General features: G+C 68.8%; 17 protein-coding genes and 1 other RNA gene. 8 read left to right on the top strand and 10 right to left on the bottom strand.

What is annotated here, in order from left to right; translation table 11 throughout:
• Positions 1-119 precede the first annotated feature (119 nt).
• Together O3I_RS11330 and O3I_RS11325 are read right to left on the bottom strand one after the other, a co-directional pair.
• The gene (locus tag O3I_RS11330; protein WP_014983048.1) at positions 120-767 is read right to left on the bottom strand and encodes a cysteine hydrolase family protein; all 648 of its coding nucleotides are present in this window, start codon (positions 765-767) and stop codon (positions 120-122) included.
• 10 nt (positions 768-777) lie between these two features.
• Entirely contained in the window at positions 778-1,104 is a 327-nt protein-coding gene (locus O3I_RS11325; protein WP_014983047.1) for a hypothetical protein, read from the bottom strand.
• 12 nt (positions 1,105-1,116) lie between these two features.
• On the opposite strand from O3I_RS11325, the gene O3I_RS11320 reads away from it, so the two are divergent.
• Entirely contained in the window at positions 1,117-1,494 is a 378-nt protein-coding gene (locus O3I_RS11320) for a winged helix-turn-helix transcriptional regulator (protein ID WP_014983046.1), read from the top strand.
• A gap of 27 nt (positions 1,495-1,521) precedes the next feature.
• Here the strand turns inward: O3I_RS11320 and O3I_RS11315 are convergent, their stop codons facing one another.
• The 3 genes from O3I_RS11315 to O3I_RS11305 all read right to left on the bottom strand — a co-directional run bounded on the left by O3I_RS11315 (position 1,522) and on the right by O3I_RS11305 (position 7,593).
• The gene (locus O3I_RS11315) at positions 1,522-4,533 is read right to left on the bottom strand and encodes a bifunctional [glutamine synthetase] adenylyltransferase/[glutamine synthetase]-adenylyl-L-tyrosine phosphorylase (protein ID WP_014983045.1); all 3,012 of its coding nucleotides are present in this window, start codon (positions 4,531-4,533) and stop codon (positions 1,522-1,524) included.
• Between the two features lie 87 nt (positions 4,534-4,620).
• Positions 4,621-5,961 (bottom strand): glutamine synthetase family protein, encoded by a 1,341-nt coding sequence (locus O3I_RS11310; RefSeq protein ID WP_014983044.1) that lies wholly within the window; start codon positions 5,959-5,961, stop codon positions 4,621-4,623.
• Between the two features lie 99 nt (positions 5,962-6,060).
• The gene (locus tag O3I_RS11305; RefSeq protein WP_041562558.1) at positions 6,061-7,593 is read right to left on the bottom strand and encodes an alpha/beta hydrolase; all 1,533 of its coding nucleotides are present in this window, start codon (positions 7,591-7,593) and stop codon (positions 6,061-6,063) included.
• A 205-nt stretch (positions 7,594-7,798) separates the two neighbouring features.
• Between O3I_RS11305 and panB the strand changes: the two genes are divergently transcribed.
• From panB to O3I_RS11280, 5 genes are all read left to right on the top strand, one after another.
• The gene (panB, locus tag O3I_RS11300) at positions 7,799-8,656 is read left to right on the top strand and encodes a 3-methyl-2-oxobutanoate hydroxymethyltransferase (RefSeq protein WP_014983042.1); all 858 of its coding nucleotides are present in this window, start codon (positions 7,799-7,801) and stop codon (positions 8,654-8,656) included.
• A gap of 28 nt (positions 8,657-8,684) precedes the next feature.
• Complete coding sequence (locus O3I_RS11295; protein WP_014983041.1) at positions 8,685-9,533, top strand: hypothetical protein; 849 nt, start codon at positions 8,685-8,687, stop codon at positions 9,531-9,533.
• Positions 9,534-9,607: 74 nt separating this feature from the next.
• Complete coding sequence (locus O3I_RS11290) at positions 9,608-10,054, top strand: hypothetical protein (protein ID WP_014983040.1); 447 nt, start codon at positions 9,608-9,610, stop codon at positions 10,052-10,054.
• Complete coding sequence (pip, locus tag O3I_RS11285; protein ID WP_014983039.1) at positions 10,054-11,031, top strand: prolyl aminopeptidase; 978 nt, start codon at positions 10,054-10,056, stop codon at positions 11,029-11,031. The genes O3I_RS11290 and pip overlap by 1 nt, the downstream gene beginning before the upstream one ends.
• Before the next feature lie 3 nt (positions 11,032-11,034).
• The gene (locus O3I_RS11280) at positions 11,035-11,922 is read left to right on the top strand and encodes a CHAD domain-containing protein (protein WP_014983038.1); all 888 of its coding nucleotides are present in this window, start codon (positions 11,035-11,037) and stop codon (positions 11,920-11,922) included.
• Here the strand turns inward: O3I_RS11280 and O3I_RS11275 are convergent.
• Complete coding sequence (locus tag O3I_RS11275; RefSeq protein WP_014983037.1) at positions 11,919-13,358, bottom strand: RNB domain-containing ribonuclease; 1,440 nt, start codon at positions 13,356-13,358, stop codon at positions 11,919-11,921. The two genes, O3I_RS11280 and O3I_RS11275, sit on opposite strands and share 4 nt — an antisense overlap.
• A gap of 16 nt (positions 13,359-13,374) precedes the next feature.
• On the bottom strand, positions 13,375-13,707 hold the full coding sequence (locus tag O3I_RS11270) for a hypothetical protein (protein ID WP_014983036.1): 333 nt from the start codon (positions 13,705-13,707) through the stop codon (positions 13,375-13,377).
• 431 nt (positions 13,708-14,138) lie between these two features.
• On the opposite strand from O3I_RS11270, the gene O3I_RS11265 reads away from it, so the two are divergent.
• On the top strand, positions 14,139-14,516 hold the full coding sequence (locus tag O3I_RS11265; RefSeq protein ID WP_014983035.1) for a hypothetical protein: 378 nt from the start codon (positions 14,139-14,141) through the stop codon (positions 14,514-14,516).
• Between the two features lie 89 nt (positions 14,517-14,605).
• Here O3I_RS11265 and O3I_RS11260 read toward each other — a convergent pair whose 3' ends face one another.
• From O3I_RS11260 to rnpB, 3 genes are all read right to left on the bottom strand, one after another.
• Positions 14,606-15,475 (bottom strand): slipin family protein, encoded by an 870-nt coding sequence (locus O3I_RS11260; RefSeq protein ID WP_014983034.1) that lies wholly within the window; start codon positions 15,473-15,475, stop codon positions 14,606-14,608.
• Positions 15,476-15,582: 107 nt separating this feature from the next.
• Entirely contained in the window at positions 15,583-15,993 is a 411-nt protein-coding gene (locus O3I_RS11255; protein ID WP_014983033.1) for a hypothetical protein, read from the bottom strand.
• A 213-nt stretch (positions 15,994-16,206) separates the two neighbouring features.
• Positions 16,207-16,622, bottom strand: an RNA gene (rnpB, locus tag O3I_RS43300) — RNase P RNA component class A.
• A gap of 76 nt (positions 16,623-16,698) precedes the next feature.
• Here rnpB and O3I_RS11250 point away from each other — a divergent pair.
• A complete protein-coding gene (locus tag O3I_RS11250) occupies positions 16,699-17,586 on the top strand; it encodes an alpha/beta hydrolase (RefSeq protein ID WP_014983032.1) in 888 nt (295 codons plus the stop codon).
• Positions 17,587-17,622 lie beyond the last annotated feature (36 nt).

Here is a 17,622-nt window from a genome sequence, read left to right as displayed (position 1 = left end):
CGCCCTTACGCCCTGCAGGCAGCCTGAATGTCTCTCGCCGACCGGATGCACCAGGCTCACCACGTCGCCCTTCTATCGCGCGTTGGCGGTGGCTCGGTCTGCTCTGTATACCAAGGGCACTATCGGGACGGAGCGCTCATGAAATCGGTGAGGGCGGCGGTGTCGCTCACGAGCGTGCCGCCCGCGAATTGCAGGGCGGCGTGCGTACGTTGAGCGGCGGCAGGATGACCTGCGCCACAGGCGTCGGCGACGAGGATGGGCAGGTAGGCGAGGTCGAGGCTGTGCCGGATGGTGGGTTCGATGCCGACCTCCAGGGCGATACCCGCGATCGCGAAGGTGTCGATTCCGCAGTCGCGCAAAGCGATATCGAGCGGTGTCGCCGCGAAGGCGGACATGGTGACCTTGTCGAAGACCACCTCGTTGTCGTCCGGCGTGAGTTCGGGGACGAGCTGATATTGCGGCGAGCCCTGCGGGAAGCCGGCCCGCAACCCGGCCGGATCGTCCACCCGCTGCCACTGCATCGCGGTGCGCAGTTGCGCCACACCGGATGCCGCGATGGGCAGCGACATGTGCCGGGTGTAGAAGACCCGAAAACCGTTCGCCCGCGCGGCCTCTCGCAGTTGGACACAGGCGCGCACAATCTGGTCACCGTCCGGGAGCTGGGAAACGATACCGACCTGCATGTCGTAGATCAGCAACGCCATCCGGCGCGGATCGCACGCGTCCTCGACAGTTTGCGGAATGCTGAGACCGAAGGCTTCGCGCATCGCGGCGGCCTCACTTGGTCCGGTCGTAGGGTTCGGCGACGTCGACGTCCGCGTCCATCAGCGCTTCCAACGGGATCGGCGCCTGCACCGGAACATACGTCCACTCCAGGTAACCCCGCTTGGTCAGCGGGAAGTCGGCGACGTACTGCTGCGCCTCTTCGACGCTGTCCACCTCGAACACGATCACCACGCCCGGTTCGTCGGCGCGCGCGTAGTTCTCCCGCACGATGCCCGCTTTCCACAGCCGCCACACATTGGCGACTTCCTCGGGAAGATACGGATTGATGGTCTCCAACGTCACGCCGGGCTTGAAACGGTCGAAAACGATGACCTTCATAGGGGAGGCGAAATGATGCCCGACAAGCAGTACCACTGCCCGGTGGAGGTAACTGTCGACCTCATCGGCGGCAAATGGAAGCCCGTGATCCTCGCCCACCTGAAGGAGGGCGTGCACCGTTACGGCGAACTCCGCCGCCTGATGCCCACCACCAGCGAGAAGATGCTCGTCCAGCAGCTGCGCGAACTCGAAGCCGACGGCCTGGTCGCCCGCACCGTCTTCGACACCGTCCCGCCCCAGGTCGAATACGACCTCACCGACGAAGGCCGGACCCTCGTCCCCGTCTTGACCGCCCTCTACACCTGGGGCGAGCAGCGCGCCGAGCGAACCGGTCTCGTCCTCCGATCAGCCGCAAACCAGTTCAGCGACAACACTTCTCGGCTCCCGTAAACGGGATGTCAGTCGACCGCGACGGGTCTATTGGCCGAAGACGCGTTCCACCACCGCTTTCGCGCGCCGGGTGATCCGCATGTAGTGGTCGAGGAATTCGCTGCCGTCGTCGTTGGGCCAGCCCGCCACTCGGGCGACGGCGGACAGGAGGCGGCCCGGGCCGGGGAGTTGGTCGGTCGGCTTGCCGCGCACCAGGACCAGGGCGTTGCGGGCCTTCGTCGCGGTGAGCCAGGCGTCCCGGAGCAGTTCGACGTCGGCGGTGTCGAGCAGCTTGGTCTGCTCGATCACGTCGAGCGACTCCAGCGTGGACGTGTTGTGCAGGCCGAGCACGTCGTGGGCGTAGCGCAGCTGCATCAACTGCACGGTCCACTCGATATCCGCGAGCCCGCCGCGGCCGAGTTTGGTGTGCGTGGCCGGGTTCGCGCCGCGGGGCAGCCGTTCGGCGTCGACGCGGGCCTTGATCCGCCGGATCTCGCGCACCGCCTCGGTGGAGACGCCGCCCTCCGGGTACCGCACCTTGTCGATGATGTGCAGGAAACGCAGTCCGAGTTGCTGATCCCCCGCGACCTGGTGCGCCCGCAGCAGCGCCTGCACCTCCCACGGCTGGGCCCACTGCTGGTAGTACGCGGCGTAGGCGGCCAGGGTGCGGACGAGCGCGCCGTTGCGGCCCTCGGGACGCAGCCCGGCGTCCACGTGCAGCGGCGGGTCGGTGCTGGGCGCGCCGAGCAGACGCTGCACCTTGTCGGCGATGCCGATCGCCCACTTGACGGCCTTGGTCTCGTCCTCGCCGGGCCGGGGATCGCAGACGAACAGGACGTCCGCGTCGGACCCGTACCCGAGTTCCATGCCGCCGAGCCTGCCCATCCCGATCACCGCGAAATCGGCGGGCGCGGGCGTGCCCAGTTCCGCCTCACCGGCCCGGATCACCGCCGCGAGTGCGGCTTCGAGCACCGCGACCCACACCGAGGACAGCGCCCGGCACACCTGTTGCACGTCGAGCATGCCGAGCAGGTCGGCCGAGGCGATCCGCGCCAGTTCGTGTCTGCGCAGCGAACGTGCCGCCGCCACAGCGCGTTTCGGGTCGTCGTAGCGGGACGCGGCGGTCATGATGCCGCGCGCGACGTCTTCGGGTTGCGGGCTGAGCAGCAACGGCCCGCCCGGCCCGTCGGCGTACATGCGAATCGTGTCCGGCGCGTTGATCAGCAGGTCCGGCAGGTATTCCGAGGAGCCGAGCACGATCATCAGCCGCTGTGCGATCGCGCCTTCGTCGCGTAGTTCGCGCAGGAACCAGATCTGGTCGTCGAGCCCCTCCGACACCCGCCGGTAGGCGAGCAGGCCCGCGTCGGGATTCGGTGTCTCGCCGAGCCATTCGAGCAAGGTCGGCAGCAGCAGCGCCTGGATGCGGCCTTTGCGGGAGACCCCGCCGGTGAGCGCCTTCAGGTGCCCGAGTGCGTGTTCGGGCGCCTGGTAGCCCAGCGCGGCGAGCTGCCGAATAGCGGCATCGGGGCTGAGCCGCAGCGCGTCGGGGTCCATCTTGACCACCGATTCGAGCAGCGGTCGATAGAACAGTTTGGCGTGTAATCGTCTGACCCGCACCGCGTTCCGGCGGATCTCGGTGCCGAGCACGCCGACCGCGTCCTGCCTGCCGTCGGGACGGATGTGCGCGGCGCGCGCCAGCCAGCGCATGCCTTCCTCGTCGTCGGCGGCCGGCAGCGTATGCGTGCGCCGCAACCGCTGCAGTTGCAGCCGATGTTCGAGCAACCGCAGGAACTCGTAGGACGCGGTGAGATTGGCCGCGTCGTCGCGGCCGACGTACCCCCCCGCGGCCAGCGCGGTCAACGCCTCGACGGTGCCCTGCACGTGCAGCGACTCGTCCACCCGACCGTGCACCAATTGCAGGAGCTGGACCGCGAATTCGACGTCGCGCAGGCTGCCGTGCCCGAGTTTCAGTTCCCGCTCGCGCAGATCGGCGGGCACCAGATCCTCCACCCGCCGGCGCATCGCCTGCACGTCGGCGACGAAGTCGGGCCGCTCCGAGGCGTTCCACACCATCGGCATCAGCGCGGCCCGGTACTGCTCGCCGAGTTCCAGGTCGCCGGTCATCGGCCGGTTCTTCAGCAGCGCCTGGAACTCCCAGGTGCGTGCCCAGCGCTTGTAGTAGGCCAGATGCGAATCGAGCGTGCGCACCAGCGCGCCCGCCTTGCCTTCGGGTCGCAGTGCCGCGTCCACCTCGAAGTAGGCCGCGCTGGCGACGCTCATCATCTCGGCGGCCAGCCGGGTGGCGGTGGCGTCGGCCGGCTCGGCGACGAAGACCACGTCGACATCGCTGACGTAGTTCAGTTCCCGGGCACCGCTCTTGCCCATCGCGATCACGGCAAGGCGCACCGGCACCGGACCGTCCTTGCAGACCCGCGCGACCGCCACCGACAGCGCGGCGGTGAGCGCGGCATCGGCCAGGTCCGTGAGGTGCCTGCCGACCACCTGATACGGCAGCACCGGCTCGTTCTCCACGGTCGCGGCGAGGTCGAGCGCCGCGAGCAGCATGAGCTGGTCGCGGTATCGCTTGCGCAGCAACGCGACAACCTCGGGACCGTGCTCCCCCGCCCGGAAAAGCATCGGGCCCGCGTTGTCCCCTTCTTCGGGCACCGCATCGACCACGTCGAGCAGATCCGCCAGCACCTCTTCGCGGGCGGGCAAAGCCTTGCGCCGCAGGATCTCCCAGGCCGCCGGATCGGCGACGAGATGATCGGCGAACGCGCTGGACGCACCGATCAGCGCGAACAACCTGCCGCGTAGCGCGGTTTCCGACCGGATCGCCGAATCCAGTGCCGCCCAGTCCGTTCCGAGCTGCTCGTACAGTTTCAGCAGGGTGTTCAGCGCGAGGTCGGCGTCGGGCGCGCGCGACAGCGCCCACAGCACGGGGATACTTTCGACGTTGTCCCAGCCCAATTCGCGCAGCGTGGCAGCGGCGGACGGCTCGAGTAATCCGAGCCGACCGACACCGGGGACAGCGGAGCGCGCAGACGGTGGCCGGACCATAGCACTCAAATTACAGGCTCGAGGCTAACGGCAGGCCACCGCGGAACCTATCTTCGGTACCAGAACGGCGCAGGTGCCCGCCCGGATTCACAGTCCGAGGTATTCCTTGAGCTCGTACGGCGTCACCTGGCTGCGGTAGTCGGCCCACTCCCGGCGCTTGTTGCGCAGGAAGAAGTCGAAGACGTGCTCGCCGAGCGTCTCGGCGACCAGTTCGGAGCGCTCCATCGCCTGCAGCGCCTCGTCCAGCGTGCCGGGCAATTCCCGGAAGCCCATCGCGCGCCGCTCGGCCGCGGTCAGCGACCACACGTCGTCCTCGGCCTCCGGCGGCAGCGTGTAGCCCTTCTCGATGCCGCGCAAACCGGCCGCGAGCAGCACGGCGAAGGTCAGGTACGGGTTGCAGGCCGAATCGGGGCTGCGGATCTCGATGCGCCGCGAGGACGACTTGTTCGGCGTGTACATCGGCACCCGGACCAGCGCGGAACGGTTGGACCGGCCCCAGGACGCGGCGGTCGGCGCTTCACCGCCGTGGATGAGCCGCTTGTAGGAGTTCACCCACTGGTTGCTGATCGCGCTGATCTCCGGCGCGTGCTCGAGGATGCCCGCGATGAACGCGCGCGCGGTGACGGACAGGTTGATCGGATCGTCCGGATCGTGGAAGGCGTTGGCCTCACCCTCGAACAGGCTCATGTGCGTGTGCATCGCCGAACCGGGGTACTGGGCGAACGGCTTGGGCATGAACGTCGCGCGCACGCCCTCGTCGATCGCCACCTCCTTGATCAGGTAGCGGAAGGTCATCACGTTGTCGGCCATGGACAGCGCGTCGGCGTAGCGCAGGTCGATCTCCTGCTGACCGGGCGCGCCCTCGTGATGGCTGAACTCCACCGAGATGCCCATCGACTCGAGCGCGTCGATCGCGTGGCGGCGGAAGTTCGGCGCCGAATCGTGCACGGCCTGGTCGAAGAAGCCGCCGGAATCGGCCGGGATCGGCTGCGAGCCGTCCTGCGGGCCGTTCTCCAGCAGGAAGAACTCGATCTCCGGGTGCACGTAGCAGCTGAACCCGACATCGCCGGCCTTGTTCAGCTGGCGGCGCAGCACGTGGCGCGGATCGGCCCACGACGGTGAACCGTCGGGCATCGTGATGTCACAGAACATGCGAGCCGAGTGCTGATGCCCCTTGCTCGTCGACCACGGCAACACCTGGAACGTGGACGGATCCGGCCGCGCGACCATATCGGCCTCCGACACCCGGGCGAAGCCTTCGACGGCGGAACCGTCGAAGCCGATCCCCTCCTCGAACGCGCCCTCCAGCTCGGCGGGAGCGATGGCGACGGACTTCAGGTAACCCAAGACGTCGGTGAACCAGAGACGTACGAAGCGGATATCCCGCTCTTCGAGCGTCCGCAGCACGAATTCCTTCTGGCGATCCATGTCCGCGAGCGTAAGCACCCGGCGTTAAATCCGTGTTACATACACGCTGAGTGTGCCGTCCTTGTTGCCGGAAAAAGATTTCCCCGGCAGCCGGGTCGCTCAGCAGGTGAGGCCGGGCGCCGGATCCTTCAGGTCGACGAGGTAGTCGATCACCGCCTGATCCACGCACGACGAACCGCCGGAGAGCGCGATGGTATGCCTGCTGCCCTGGTAGGTCAGCAGCGACGCGCCCAGCTGGGACGCGAGGTCGACGCCCGCCTGATACGGCGTCGCCGGGTCCTCGGTGGTCGAGACGACCACCGTTTTCGGCAAGCCGGTCACCGTGATCCGATGCGGCTCACTGGTGTTCGGCACCGGCCACACCGTGCACTGATCCAGCGGCGCCGCGCCGGTGCCGCGGCCGTCGTCGAGGAACGGCGCGGCCTTGCGGTACTCGATGTCCTGCTTGCCGGTGACCCCGCGGTCGCTGATCCGCGGATCGTCCACGCAGCGAATGGCATTGAACGCGTCGGTGGTGTTGCTGTAGGTGCCGTCGTCGCGGCGTCCGTCGTACAGATCGGCCAGTTGCAGCAGCGTGTCACCGCGGCCGTCACGCAGTTCGGACAGCCCGAGGGTGAGCACCGACCACAGGTCGGTCGTATAGAGCGCTTGCCGCACCCCGGTGAGCGCGTCGCCGTAGCTGAGGCCGCGGGGATCGGTGGTCGGCGCCGATTTGTCCCACAGCGGATCCACCAGCGCCCGGAAGCGCGGCACCGCCTGCGCCTTGTCGGTACCGAGCGGGCAGTCCGCCTTGCTCACGCAGTCCGCGGCATAGGCGTCGAACACCTTCTGGAAGCCGGCCGCCTGGCGTAGCGATTCCTGCACCGGGTCCTGCGAGGAGTCGATCGCGCCGTCCAGCACGAGCGCGCGCACCCGGTCCGGGAACTTCTCCGCATACGCCGATCCGATCTTGGTGCCGTACGAGTAGCCCAGGTAGCTGAGCTTCGGGTCGCCCAGGGCGGCGCGCAGCACGTCGAGGTCCTGCACCACCTCACGGGTGCCGACGTGCGCCAGGAACTCCTTGCCGGTCCGGGCGGTGCAGCGGTCCGCATACTGCCGGTTCTCGTCCTCGGCCGCGGCGATCCCCTGCGGGGTGTTGTCCTTCTGTGCCTCGGCCCGCTCCGCGTCCTGCTCCTGCGCGGTCTCGCAGACGATGGACGGCGTCGACGAGCCCACCCCGCGCGGATCGAAGCCGACCCGGTCGAACCGCTGCGCCAGCGGCGTCCTGTTGCCGAGCCCCGACATGGTCAGCCCCGACTCCCCCGGCCCGCCGGGATTCATCAGCAGCGAACCGATCTTCTTGCCGGAGGCCTTGATCCGCGACACCGCGATCTGCGCGGTCGCCCCGTCCGGGGCGGCGTAGTCGATCGGCACGGTGATCTTCGCGCACTCCGCGCTCGGCGCGAACCGGTCCTCCGGCGAACCGAATCCGGCGCAACCGCCCCACTGCACGGTCTGGTGATAGAACTTGCCCAATTCGGCGGGCACGTCGGGCATCGGACCCGTCGGATGCCCCGCGGTCGTACACCCCGCCGCCACCAACCCCAGCACCGCCACGATCAGCGCACCGCGCCCACTCCGAACCAAAGCCATCCTCTGATACTGGCAGCACCCGGCGCGCGCCAGTGCACAGCCCGGCCGCGACGAGCCGCGGTCAGGGCCGCAACCTCGTGTGATGTGACCAATTGCATCGGGCCGAAGCCTTAATCGGGGCCGGTCACAGCTGGCACACTGAAGCTGTCAGACGAACCCGGGGACCCGGACGGGCCCCGAGGAGACAGCGACGAAAGGGACGATGATGTCCGTATCCGATTCGGAAACCCCTGCCTACGGCGCGGCGCCCAGCCAGCCGAAGAAGGCCGTGCGTAAAACCCGGGTGCATCATCTGCAGCAGATGAAGGCCGACGGCGAGCGCTGGTCCATGCTCACCGCCTACGACTACTCCTCGGCGCGACTGTTCGAGGAAGCCGGCATTCCCGTGCTGCTCGTCGGCGACTCCGCGGCCAACGTCGTCTACGGCTACGACACCACGGTGCCGATCACCGTGGAAGAACTCCTCCCGCTGGTCCGCGGCGTGGTGCGCGGCGCACCGCACGCGCTGGTGGTGGCCGATCTGCCGTTCGGCACCTACGAGTCCTCGCCGCAGCAGGCCCTGGCCACCGCGACCCGGTTCATGAAGGAGGGTCAGGCGCACGCGGTGAAGTTCGAGGGCGGCGAGCGCGTCGCCGAGCAGATCGCGCTGATCACCTCGGCGGGCATCCCGGTCATGGCGCATATCGGGTTCACCCCGCAGAGCGTCAACACCCTCGGCGGGTTCCGCGTGCAGGGCCGCGGCGACGGCGCCGAACAGCTCATCGCCGACGCCATCGCGGTGCAGGAGGCGGGCGCGTTCGCGGTCGTCATGGAGATGGTGCCCGCCGAACTGGCCGCGCAGGTCACCGGCAAGCTGACCATCCCGACCGTCGGCATCGGCGCCGGCGCGGACACCGACGCCCAGGTGCTGGTCTGGCAGGACATGGCGGGCTACACCAGCGGCAAGACCGCCAAGTTCGTCAAGCGATTCGGCGATATCGGTGACCAATTGCGTACCGCGGCAGCGAATTACGCGGACGAGGTGCGCCGGGGCACCTTCCCCGGTCCCGAGCACAGCTTCTAGCTCGCTCGAAACGAACAGCGCAGTGTCGATGACCGGCCGAGTGGTGCAGGCGCCCGCCGCACTGCTCGGACAGTCGATCGAGCCGTTGACCGATTGGGCGTTCGGCGTCCTCGCCGAGCACGGGCTCACCGTCACGGGCGCGCCGGTGGAAACCCGGCGGCGCGCCTGGTCGCTGGTCGTGCGCATCCCGACCAGCGCGGGCCCGATGTGGGCGAAAGCCAATGCCCGCGCCTTCGCGCACGAGGGCCATCTGCTGGAGCTGCTGGCCCGACTATGTCCGGGCAGCGCGCTGGAACCCGTTGCGGTGCAACCGGATCGCGGCTGGTTGCTCAGCAGGCACGGCGGTGACGTCGCCCCGGACACCGCCGCCGAATGGACCGGGCTGGTCCGGGCCTACGCCGACCTACAGCAGTCGCTCACGACGCACATCGATGAGCTACGCGCCACCGGAACGCCGTATCTGCCGCCCGCCCGGCTGGTCACCGTCTACCAGCACTACGAGCCGCGCATCCCCGGCCTCGGCGACCGGATCGCGGAGACCGCGGCGGAACTGGGCGACTACAACCGGCTCAGCATCGAACACAACGACGTGCACCCCGGCAACGCGTTCGCCGGCACCGGACTGCTCTTCGACTGGGCCGATGCGGTGATCACCCACCCGTTCCTGTCGCACAAGATCCTGCGCACCCCGCACCGGGCCGAATACTTCGCGCGCTGGCGGCGCGGCGGCCCTATCTCGCGCACCGAGATCACCCTCGCCGAGCGGCTCGCCCCGCTGATCGCGCTGCACCCCTGGCGCACCATCGACGTCTCCGCCCCACCGTTCGCCCGCACGGTCGACGCCCTGCTGGACGAGTTGCGCACCAGCTTCCGGTGAACGCAGTCCGGGCCGTGCCGGCGAATCAATGGCAGACTCGAGGCGGACATTGCCGACAACAGCAGAGGTATTTGATGCGCAGCCGTTGGATCTCACGCAGCACGCTGCTGCTGGCAGGCGTTTTCGCCGCCGCAGCACTGACCGCCTGCGGAACCGAGTCGAACCCGGCCCCTACCGGGAGCTCGGGTTCGACGACGGGATCCGCGACGGCGACCAGCAAGCCGAGCAGCACCGCCCCTAAGCCGGGCACCCCGGAGATCTCCGACGCCGCCGCGTCCCAGCTGTGCGACATGATCCGCCCGGAGCTGTCGAACTGGCGCGTGCAGGGCCCGACGCTCGGCCGGATCGGCCTCAACGCGATGGTGCACGAGTGGGCGCTGCGCAACGGCGGCATCAACGGCGCGGTGCTGGCCGACAAGCCGGTGATCGACCGGATCACCACCAAGAACTGCGCGGACGTGCACAAGCAGGCGATCGAGGCGCTGGAGCTGACCGACCTGGCCTCCGGGCTGGCGTTCTGATGGCGGGCAGCACGCTGCGCACGCTGTACCCCGAGATCGAGCCGTACGACACCGGGCTACTCGACGTCGGCGACGGCCAGGCGGTCTACTGGGAGGTCAGCGGCAACCCCGACGGCAAGCCGGTGGTGTTCCTGCACGGCGGGCCCGGCGGCGGCACCTCGCCGTATCAGCGGCAGTTCTTCGACCCGGCGGCCTACCGGATCGTGCTGCTCGATCAGCGCGGTTGCGGACAGTCCACCCCGCACCTCGCCGACAACGCGAGCCTGGCGACCAACACCACCCAGCACCTGATCGCCGACCTGGAGGCGCTGCGTACGCATCTCGGCATCGACCGCTGGCAGGTGTTCGGGGGTTCGTGGGGTTCGACGCTCGCGCTGGCCTACGCCCAGACCCATCCGGAGCGAGTCACCGAACTGGTGCTGCGCGGCATATTCCTGTTGCGCCGCAAGGAAATCGACTGGTACTACAACGGCGCCGCGGGCTACGTGTACCCCGACGAGTGGGAGAAGTTCCTCGCGCCGGTGCCGGAGGCCGAACGCGGCGACGACCTCGTCGCCGTCTATCACCGGCTGCTGCACTCCCCGGACGAACAGGTCGCGCTCGCGGCCGCGATCGCCTGGTCCACCTGGGAGGGCGCGACGAGTGCGCTCCTGCCGCAACCGGATCGGGTCGCCGAAACCGCCGAGCCGCGGTTCGCGCTGGCGTTCGCCCGGATCGAGAACCACTACTTCCAGCACCGCGGGTTCCTCGAAGAGGGCCAGTTACTCCGTGACGCCGGTACCATTTCCCATATCCCGACGGTCATCGTGCAGGGGCGCCACGACATCGTCTGCCCCGCGGTGAGCGCGTGGGATCTGCACAAGGCGCTGCCGAACTCGGAGCTGCACATCGTGGACGACGCGGGCCACGCGGCGAACGAACCAGGCATCACGCACCACCTGGTCGAAGCCACCGACCGATTCGCGAAAGCGGGGTAACCCATGACGGCCACAGCCGGTAACGCGATCATCGCGGCACTACGCGACGATGTCGACCGGCTGCTGGCCGCCGAACCCGACGTGCGGGCCGACGCACCCGATTCGGTGCACCAGATGCGGGTCGCGACCCGTCGGCTGCGCAGCGTATTGCGGTCCTACCGCAGTCTTTTCGAGCGGGCCTCGGCCGCCTCGATGGGCGAGGAGCTCAAGTGGCTGGCCGGTGTCCTCGGCGTGGCCCGCGACGCCGAGGTGCGCGGTGAGCGTTTCGAGGCGCTGTTGACCAAACACGCTCAGCAGGGCGAACATTCGGAGGCAGAACTGGCGCCGGTGACGGCCCGGCTGGTCACCGCCCAGCAGGAGCGCTACGCCGCCGCGCACGCCGATGTCCTGCTGGCGCTGGACAGCCCGCGCTACCGCGACCTGCGCGACGAACTCACGCACTGGCGCACCGAACCACCGTTGCGGGCGCGGCGCGCCGAAGTGCCCGCCGCCGAGTTCTTCGGTGTTGTGCTGCAACGTGATCGGGAACGGGTCGAACGGCTGATCCAGCTGGAACCCACCGTGACGGCAGACGAGCGGGTCGAGCTGCTGCACGATATCCGCAAGAGCGCCAAGCGCTTACGCTATTCCTGCGAGGCCGCCGAGCAGGTGCTCGCCGCCGCGGCGACCGGCCTCGGCGGACGCGCCAAACGGCTGCAGACCGTGCTCGGCGACCACCGCGACGCCGTCGAATCCCAGCACGCGCTCTACGGCATCGCCGCCGACGCCGGTGCCGCGGGCGAAGACCCGGCGCTGTACCGCGTCCTCGCCGGCGCCGAAGACACCGCCGCCCGCCAGGCCCTCAGCCGCTACCCCGAAGCCGCCGCCGCGTTGACCGCCAACGGCGACTAGCCCGTGGGGGCGTAGGTGAAGGCGATCTTGCGGGTGGTCGGGTCGGCGGCGGTCAGGCGGACGCGCACCTGTTCGCCTTCCGGTGGCTCGCCGGTACAGGGTCCGAGCACCGGCGGGTCGGCGATGAAGATCTCGGCGGCGCGGTTGCCGTTGGCTTCGCGCACCACGACCGCGTCGAACTCCGTGCCCGCGCGTTCGGCGAGCAGCGTCGCCTCGGTGAGGTCGATGCAGGCGCGTTCGACCTTGTTCGCGGTCGCGTCGCTGCGGCGCATGGTGTCCGCGGTGTCGGCGAGACCGTCGGTAACCCACTGCGGCACTTCGGTTCCCGCGCAGCGAGCCAGGCAGATCTCGGTGGCGTAGCGGTCGACCAGCCTGCGCAGCGGCGCGGTGACGTGTGCGTACGGCGCGTGCATCGCGCTGTGCTGCAACGTTTCCGGGGCCGCTTCGGTCGTATCGCCGTTCACCACGGTGTAGGACGCGCCGCGCAACAGGCTGGTCGCCTCCGACATCAGCACCAGCGCGGCCGGGGTGTTCGGGTCCAGTGCGGCGAGCAGCTGCCCGACCGGTTGCGCCGCGGGCCATGCCACGCCCAGCGCGGCCGCGGTCCGGCGCATGGACGCGATCGCGGATTCGGCGGGCGGCGGCATGGTGCGCAGCAGGGCGGGCGCGCCCGCGTCGAGCATGATGCGGGCCGCGCACATCCCGGTGAGCAGCGAGACCTGCTCGTTCCAGTCGTCGGCGGCGGTGCGTGGTTCGACGATCAGCCGCCAGTGCCCCGGCGAGCGATCGTCCCGGACGATGCTCTGCGCGGGCAGCCGCAAGCCGATCGCGCCACGGGCCAGTCCCGCCTCGATGCGCCGCTTGCCGAACTCCGGCAGGGCTGCGATCGAGGGGTGCAGGCGGCCCGCGTCGGCGTCGGCCTGCACGCCCGCGTAGTCGAGCCTGGCGCGCGAGCACACCAGCGCGCGTTGCACCGAAAACCGTTGCGGTTCGGCGTTTTCGTCGAGTTCGATGGTCCACAGCGCGGCCGGGCGCCGCTGCTGCGGCAGCAGGCTCGCGGTGCCCTCGGACAGCACCGGCGGATGCAGCGGCACCGTGCCGTCGGGCAGATAGAAGGTTTGTCCCCTGGCGCCGGACTCCTTGGCGAGCGCGCCGTCGGGAACGATCACGGCGCCCACGTCGGCGATGGCGTAGTGCAGCAGGAAGCCGGTGCCGGTGCGCTCCAGATGCAGGGCCTGGTCCAGATCCATGGCCCCCGGTGGGTCGATCGTCACGAACGGGATGTCGGTGCGATCGTTCCGGTCGCCCGCGAACGCGTCGGACGCGTCGCGGGCTTCCGCGGTGGCCTCGGCGGGGTACGCCGAGGCCAAACCGAATTCGGAACGGATGGCGCCGAAGTCGACCGGCGCCGAGACGATCCGCTGATGCAATTCCACGCTGGGTGTGCCAGTCCTACTGCAACGCCAGCATGGTGCCGTTCAACGAATCGAGCGGCCCGTAGACGGTGAAGGTGACATGTCCGCCCGGGACCGCCGCCGACACCGCGGCGGCCGCGTCCAGCGCCTGACCGAACGAAGGCGCCGAAGGATGGGGCAGACCGGCGAGGGTCTGCCCGAAACGGTTCTGGGCGACCCAGGCCGTGTCGGCAGGGCTGAGGTCGACCTGCACCCCGCCCGGCAGCGGTGTCACCGCTACGGCACCGGCGGAACCGGCCCCCAGCATGGCGAAAACCGAAGCAGCACCGGCGATCAACGCGCCGGCGACCAGTGAGCGAACAATCCGCATATGAGTTGAGACCTGCTTTCCCGCATTCGAAGTGTGAAGGGAACGTCGCGGCCCGGCAAACGGGCCAAGCCGACGGCCCCTACTTTATGACGTCGATCACGGTCCGGCTAGTTACTCGCGCATCGGCATGGCGGCCCGGCACGGCGCGCAGGCCGCCGACGTGGCTGCTAACGTTGCCCGCCGTAGCGTGGCTCACATTCGGCCCGCACATTCTGAAATGTCCTGTACGTCGACAATTGGGAGTTCCGTAGCTATGTCATCGATCTTGTTCGACTACCTGGCCCCGCTGATCGGCGCGGACCAGGCAGCCTATTGGGCCCAGGTCTTCGTCGTCTCCCCGGTCTGACCGACAGACCTTCTGCCACAACCTGTCGCCTCCCGTTCACCGGACGGGAGGCGACTTTGGTTCCGGCCCGCTAGCATCCCGCTCCGTGATCAGAACTACCGCCGCTCTCGCGGCCAGCGCGACCCTCTTTGCCCTGCTGCTCACCGGCTGCGGGGACGACAAGGCCACCACCGATGCCGCCTCTTCTTCCACCACCGCGCAGTCGAGCGGCGACACCCAGGTCGTCGACAATGTGAAGGCGGGCGCGTTCGTCGTCAGCTTCCGCGGTGCGTTCCCGAAACTCGCCGACGGCAAGGACGACGCGAAGATCTCCACCGTGCTCAGTGACACCTGCAAGGACATCAAGGCGGGCAAGCCCGAGGACGACGTCGTCAAGAACATCACCAAGCGGGCCTCCGGCAAGACCGAGGCGACCACCGAGGAGTCGAAGGCCATTTACCAGATGGCCAAGATGATGTGCTGAGCCGAGGCTGTTTCAGCTACCGATGCGGGACACACGGCGGCGCCCGAAAAGCGTCCGCCGTACCCGTATCGGGATAGCCACCAGCACGTCTAGGGGGCGATTTGTTTTGGGGGCGGCGGGTTGTCGGGAGAATTCAGTTCTTGCTGTTGTTCGGTGGTGGGAAGTTCGGGTTGAGGGGTCGTGGGGGCCGCGGTCGAGGGGGTGCTGCGCTCCAGGAAGCGCAGCAGTTCCACGGGGAAGGGCAGGACGAGGGTCGAATTCTTTTCCGCCGCAACCTGAACCACGGTTTCGAGCAGGCGCAGTTGCAGTGATGCGGGCGATTGGGACATCTGCTCGCCCGCCTGCGCCAGCATCTGCGAGGCCTGTAGTTCGCCCTCCGCGGAGATGACGCGGGCCCGGCGTTCGCGTTCGGCCTCGGCCTGCCGCGACATCGAGCGCTTCAGCGCATCCGGCAGTGCGACATCCTTGATCTCCACCCGATCGATGTGCACGCCCCAGCCCAGCGCCGGGCTGTCGATCATGATCTCCAGGCCCTTGTTCAGCTCTTCGCGGTTGGACAGCAGGCTGTCCAGGTCGCTCTTGCCGATGATCGAACGCAGCGAGGTCTGCGCCACCTGGCCGACCGCGAACAGATAGTTCTGCACCTCCACCACCGCGAGCACCGGATCGAACACCCGGAAGTACACCACCGCGTCCACCCGGACCGTCACGTTGTCCCGGGTGATGCCGTCCTGCGCGGGGATCGGCAGGGTGACGATCTGCGTCGACACCTTCTGCATTCGATCCACGAACGGAATCAGCAAGCGCAGCCCGGGATCTCGCGTCGCGATCACCCGGCCGAACCGGAAGACCAACCCCTTCTCGTACTGTGCGACCACCCGGGCGCTCGTGGCGGTCGCGATCGCGCCCGCCACCGCGCCCAAGCCGAAGATGCTGCCGACGATCGTCAGGAAATCCATGGCCCGCCCGCCTGAATCGCGTCCGCAGACAGCAGAGGCGGGTGCCTGGACGCTGCGGCCCCGCAGCTACTTCCATCATGACACCGAACACGGCGTTGCGGGGCAGACTATTTCAGAGTCAGCCGCTTCAGCGCGGTACCACCCTCGAGCGCCTGGTCGCCGTTGAACAGCGACGCGAAAATCCGCACGCTCTGGTCGGATTCGGGGGTGAACGGTTCGGCATCGGCCACCTTGGTCGCGGTGGCGCGCTGCTTCTGCGGCGTGCCGTCGCAGGTGGCCGCGGACTTCGCGCCGAGCGTCTGCTCGCCCTCCGCGCGGCGGATGAACACCTGCAGTGTCACCGGAGCATCGACGGGCTCGCACAGGTAGGTCACCGACACGACCACCTCACCACTGGCGCGTTCGGCCCCGGTGACATCGACCTTGTTCGGCGGAGCGGTGGCGGTCGTCGGTGCGGCGACGGCCGGGCCGACGCAGGCCACGGTGGCCACGGCCGCCGCGGCGGCGAGAACGCTCATCCGGCGCGGCTTGCTCTGAACGTTGATGACAATCTCCTAGCAGTCGATCTCACGGCCGCGCCGAATCGGGCACGCCGCACAAAACTCGACCGACAATACTGGTATCGCGGGCGTCCTGGCCGACCCAATCAGCTGGCCACAGAATGGATCTCGCCCGTTCACGTGGCGTTCGCCCGGAGACCACCGGCACGGGCGGATCCAGGCCCGAACGGGCGGACGAGTTGGCCTGTAAGCCGGATCCTGTCCCCGGTTCGCACCGGGGGGCGACCATCCATCTGGACACACCGTCGCCGGGTGTCTCGAGCGGTCCACCCGCAGGCTCGGGCGAGCAGCCCTCGAACACCTGCGCAGCCGCACCGCGAGCGATGCGACCTTCGACCTTGCTCCGGGCGGGGTTTACCTAGCCGCCCCGGTCACCCGGGGCGCTGGTGCGCTCTTACCGCACCGTTTCACCCTCACCGCACGACCTCGAAAGGCCGTGGGCGGTCTGTTCTCTGTGGCACTGTCCCGCGGGTCGCCCCGGGTTGCCGTTAGCAACCGCCCTGCTCTGTGGAGTCCGGACTTTCCTCGACTCCGGGCGGCGGCACAAATGTGCCCGTTCCCGATGCCGCGGTCGCCCGGCCAACTCGTCCGCGCTGCCAGAGTACTCGGCCTGGCAGCCTCCGCCAGGGTGCGGGGGCCGCGGACGCAGTACGGTGGTGTGCCATGGAACGTGTCGAGGTCGGCTTCCCGTCCGGAAGCGAGCAGTGTGCCGCCTGGCTCTACCGCCCGGACGGCGCGCCCAAGCCCCGCCCGCTCGTTGTCATGGGACACGGCCTGGGGGCGAACCGCGAGATGGGGCTCGATCGGTACGCGCGGCGTTTCGCCGCCGCGGGCATGGCCGTCCTCGTGTTCGACTACCGCAACTTCGGTGCGAGCCAGGGTGAACCGCGCCAGCTCATCCGGATCGGCAAGCAGCGCGACGACTGGCGCGCCGCCATCGCGTTCGCGCGCACCATCCGTGGCATCGATGCGACCCGGATCGCCCTGTGGGGCACCTCGTTCAGCGCCGGTCACGTCCTGGCGGTGGCCCCCGAGGACGATTACCTGGCCGCGGTGGTGGTGCAGGTGCCGTTCACCAGCGGCTGGTCCAGCGCGCTGGCGAAGGGCCCGATCAGCCTGACCAAGGTGACCGCCATCGCCGCCACCGACCTGCTCATCGGCCCGCTGCGGCGCAAGCCCATCGGCATCCGATTAGCCGGTCGCAAGCGTTCCGCCGCGCTGATGAGCGCGACCGACGTACCGGAGGGCAACGGCAGGCTGGCCGAGGAGAGCGAACACTACAAGCCGAAAGTAGCTGCCCGCATTGCCTTTTCGGCGATGTTCGACAAGCCCGGCCGGCGCGCCAAGGCGTTGAAGATGCCGGTGCTGTACGCCCTCGCCGACAACGACTCGATCACCCCGGTCAAGCCCGCGCTGCGCGCCGCCGAACGGACCAAGCACGCGGTCGTGAAGCGTTACCCGGTGGGACATTTCGACATCTACTTCGACGACACCTTCGAGAAGGCGGTGTACGACCAGACCGAATTCTTGGTGTCGGTGCTCCGGCCGTAGGGCGCGTGCGGGTGCCGTATGGTGGATATGCGGCCG

The organism is Nocardia brasiliensis ATCC 700358 (assembly GCF_000250675.2).
GTDB classification, from domain to species: Bacteria; Actinomycetota; Actinomycetes; order Mycobacteriales; family Mycobacteriaceae; genus Nocardia; species Nocardia brasiliensis_B.
This window is presented reverse-complemented; position numbering and strand designations above follow the sequence as displayed.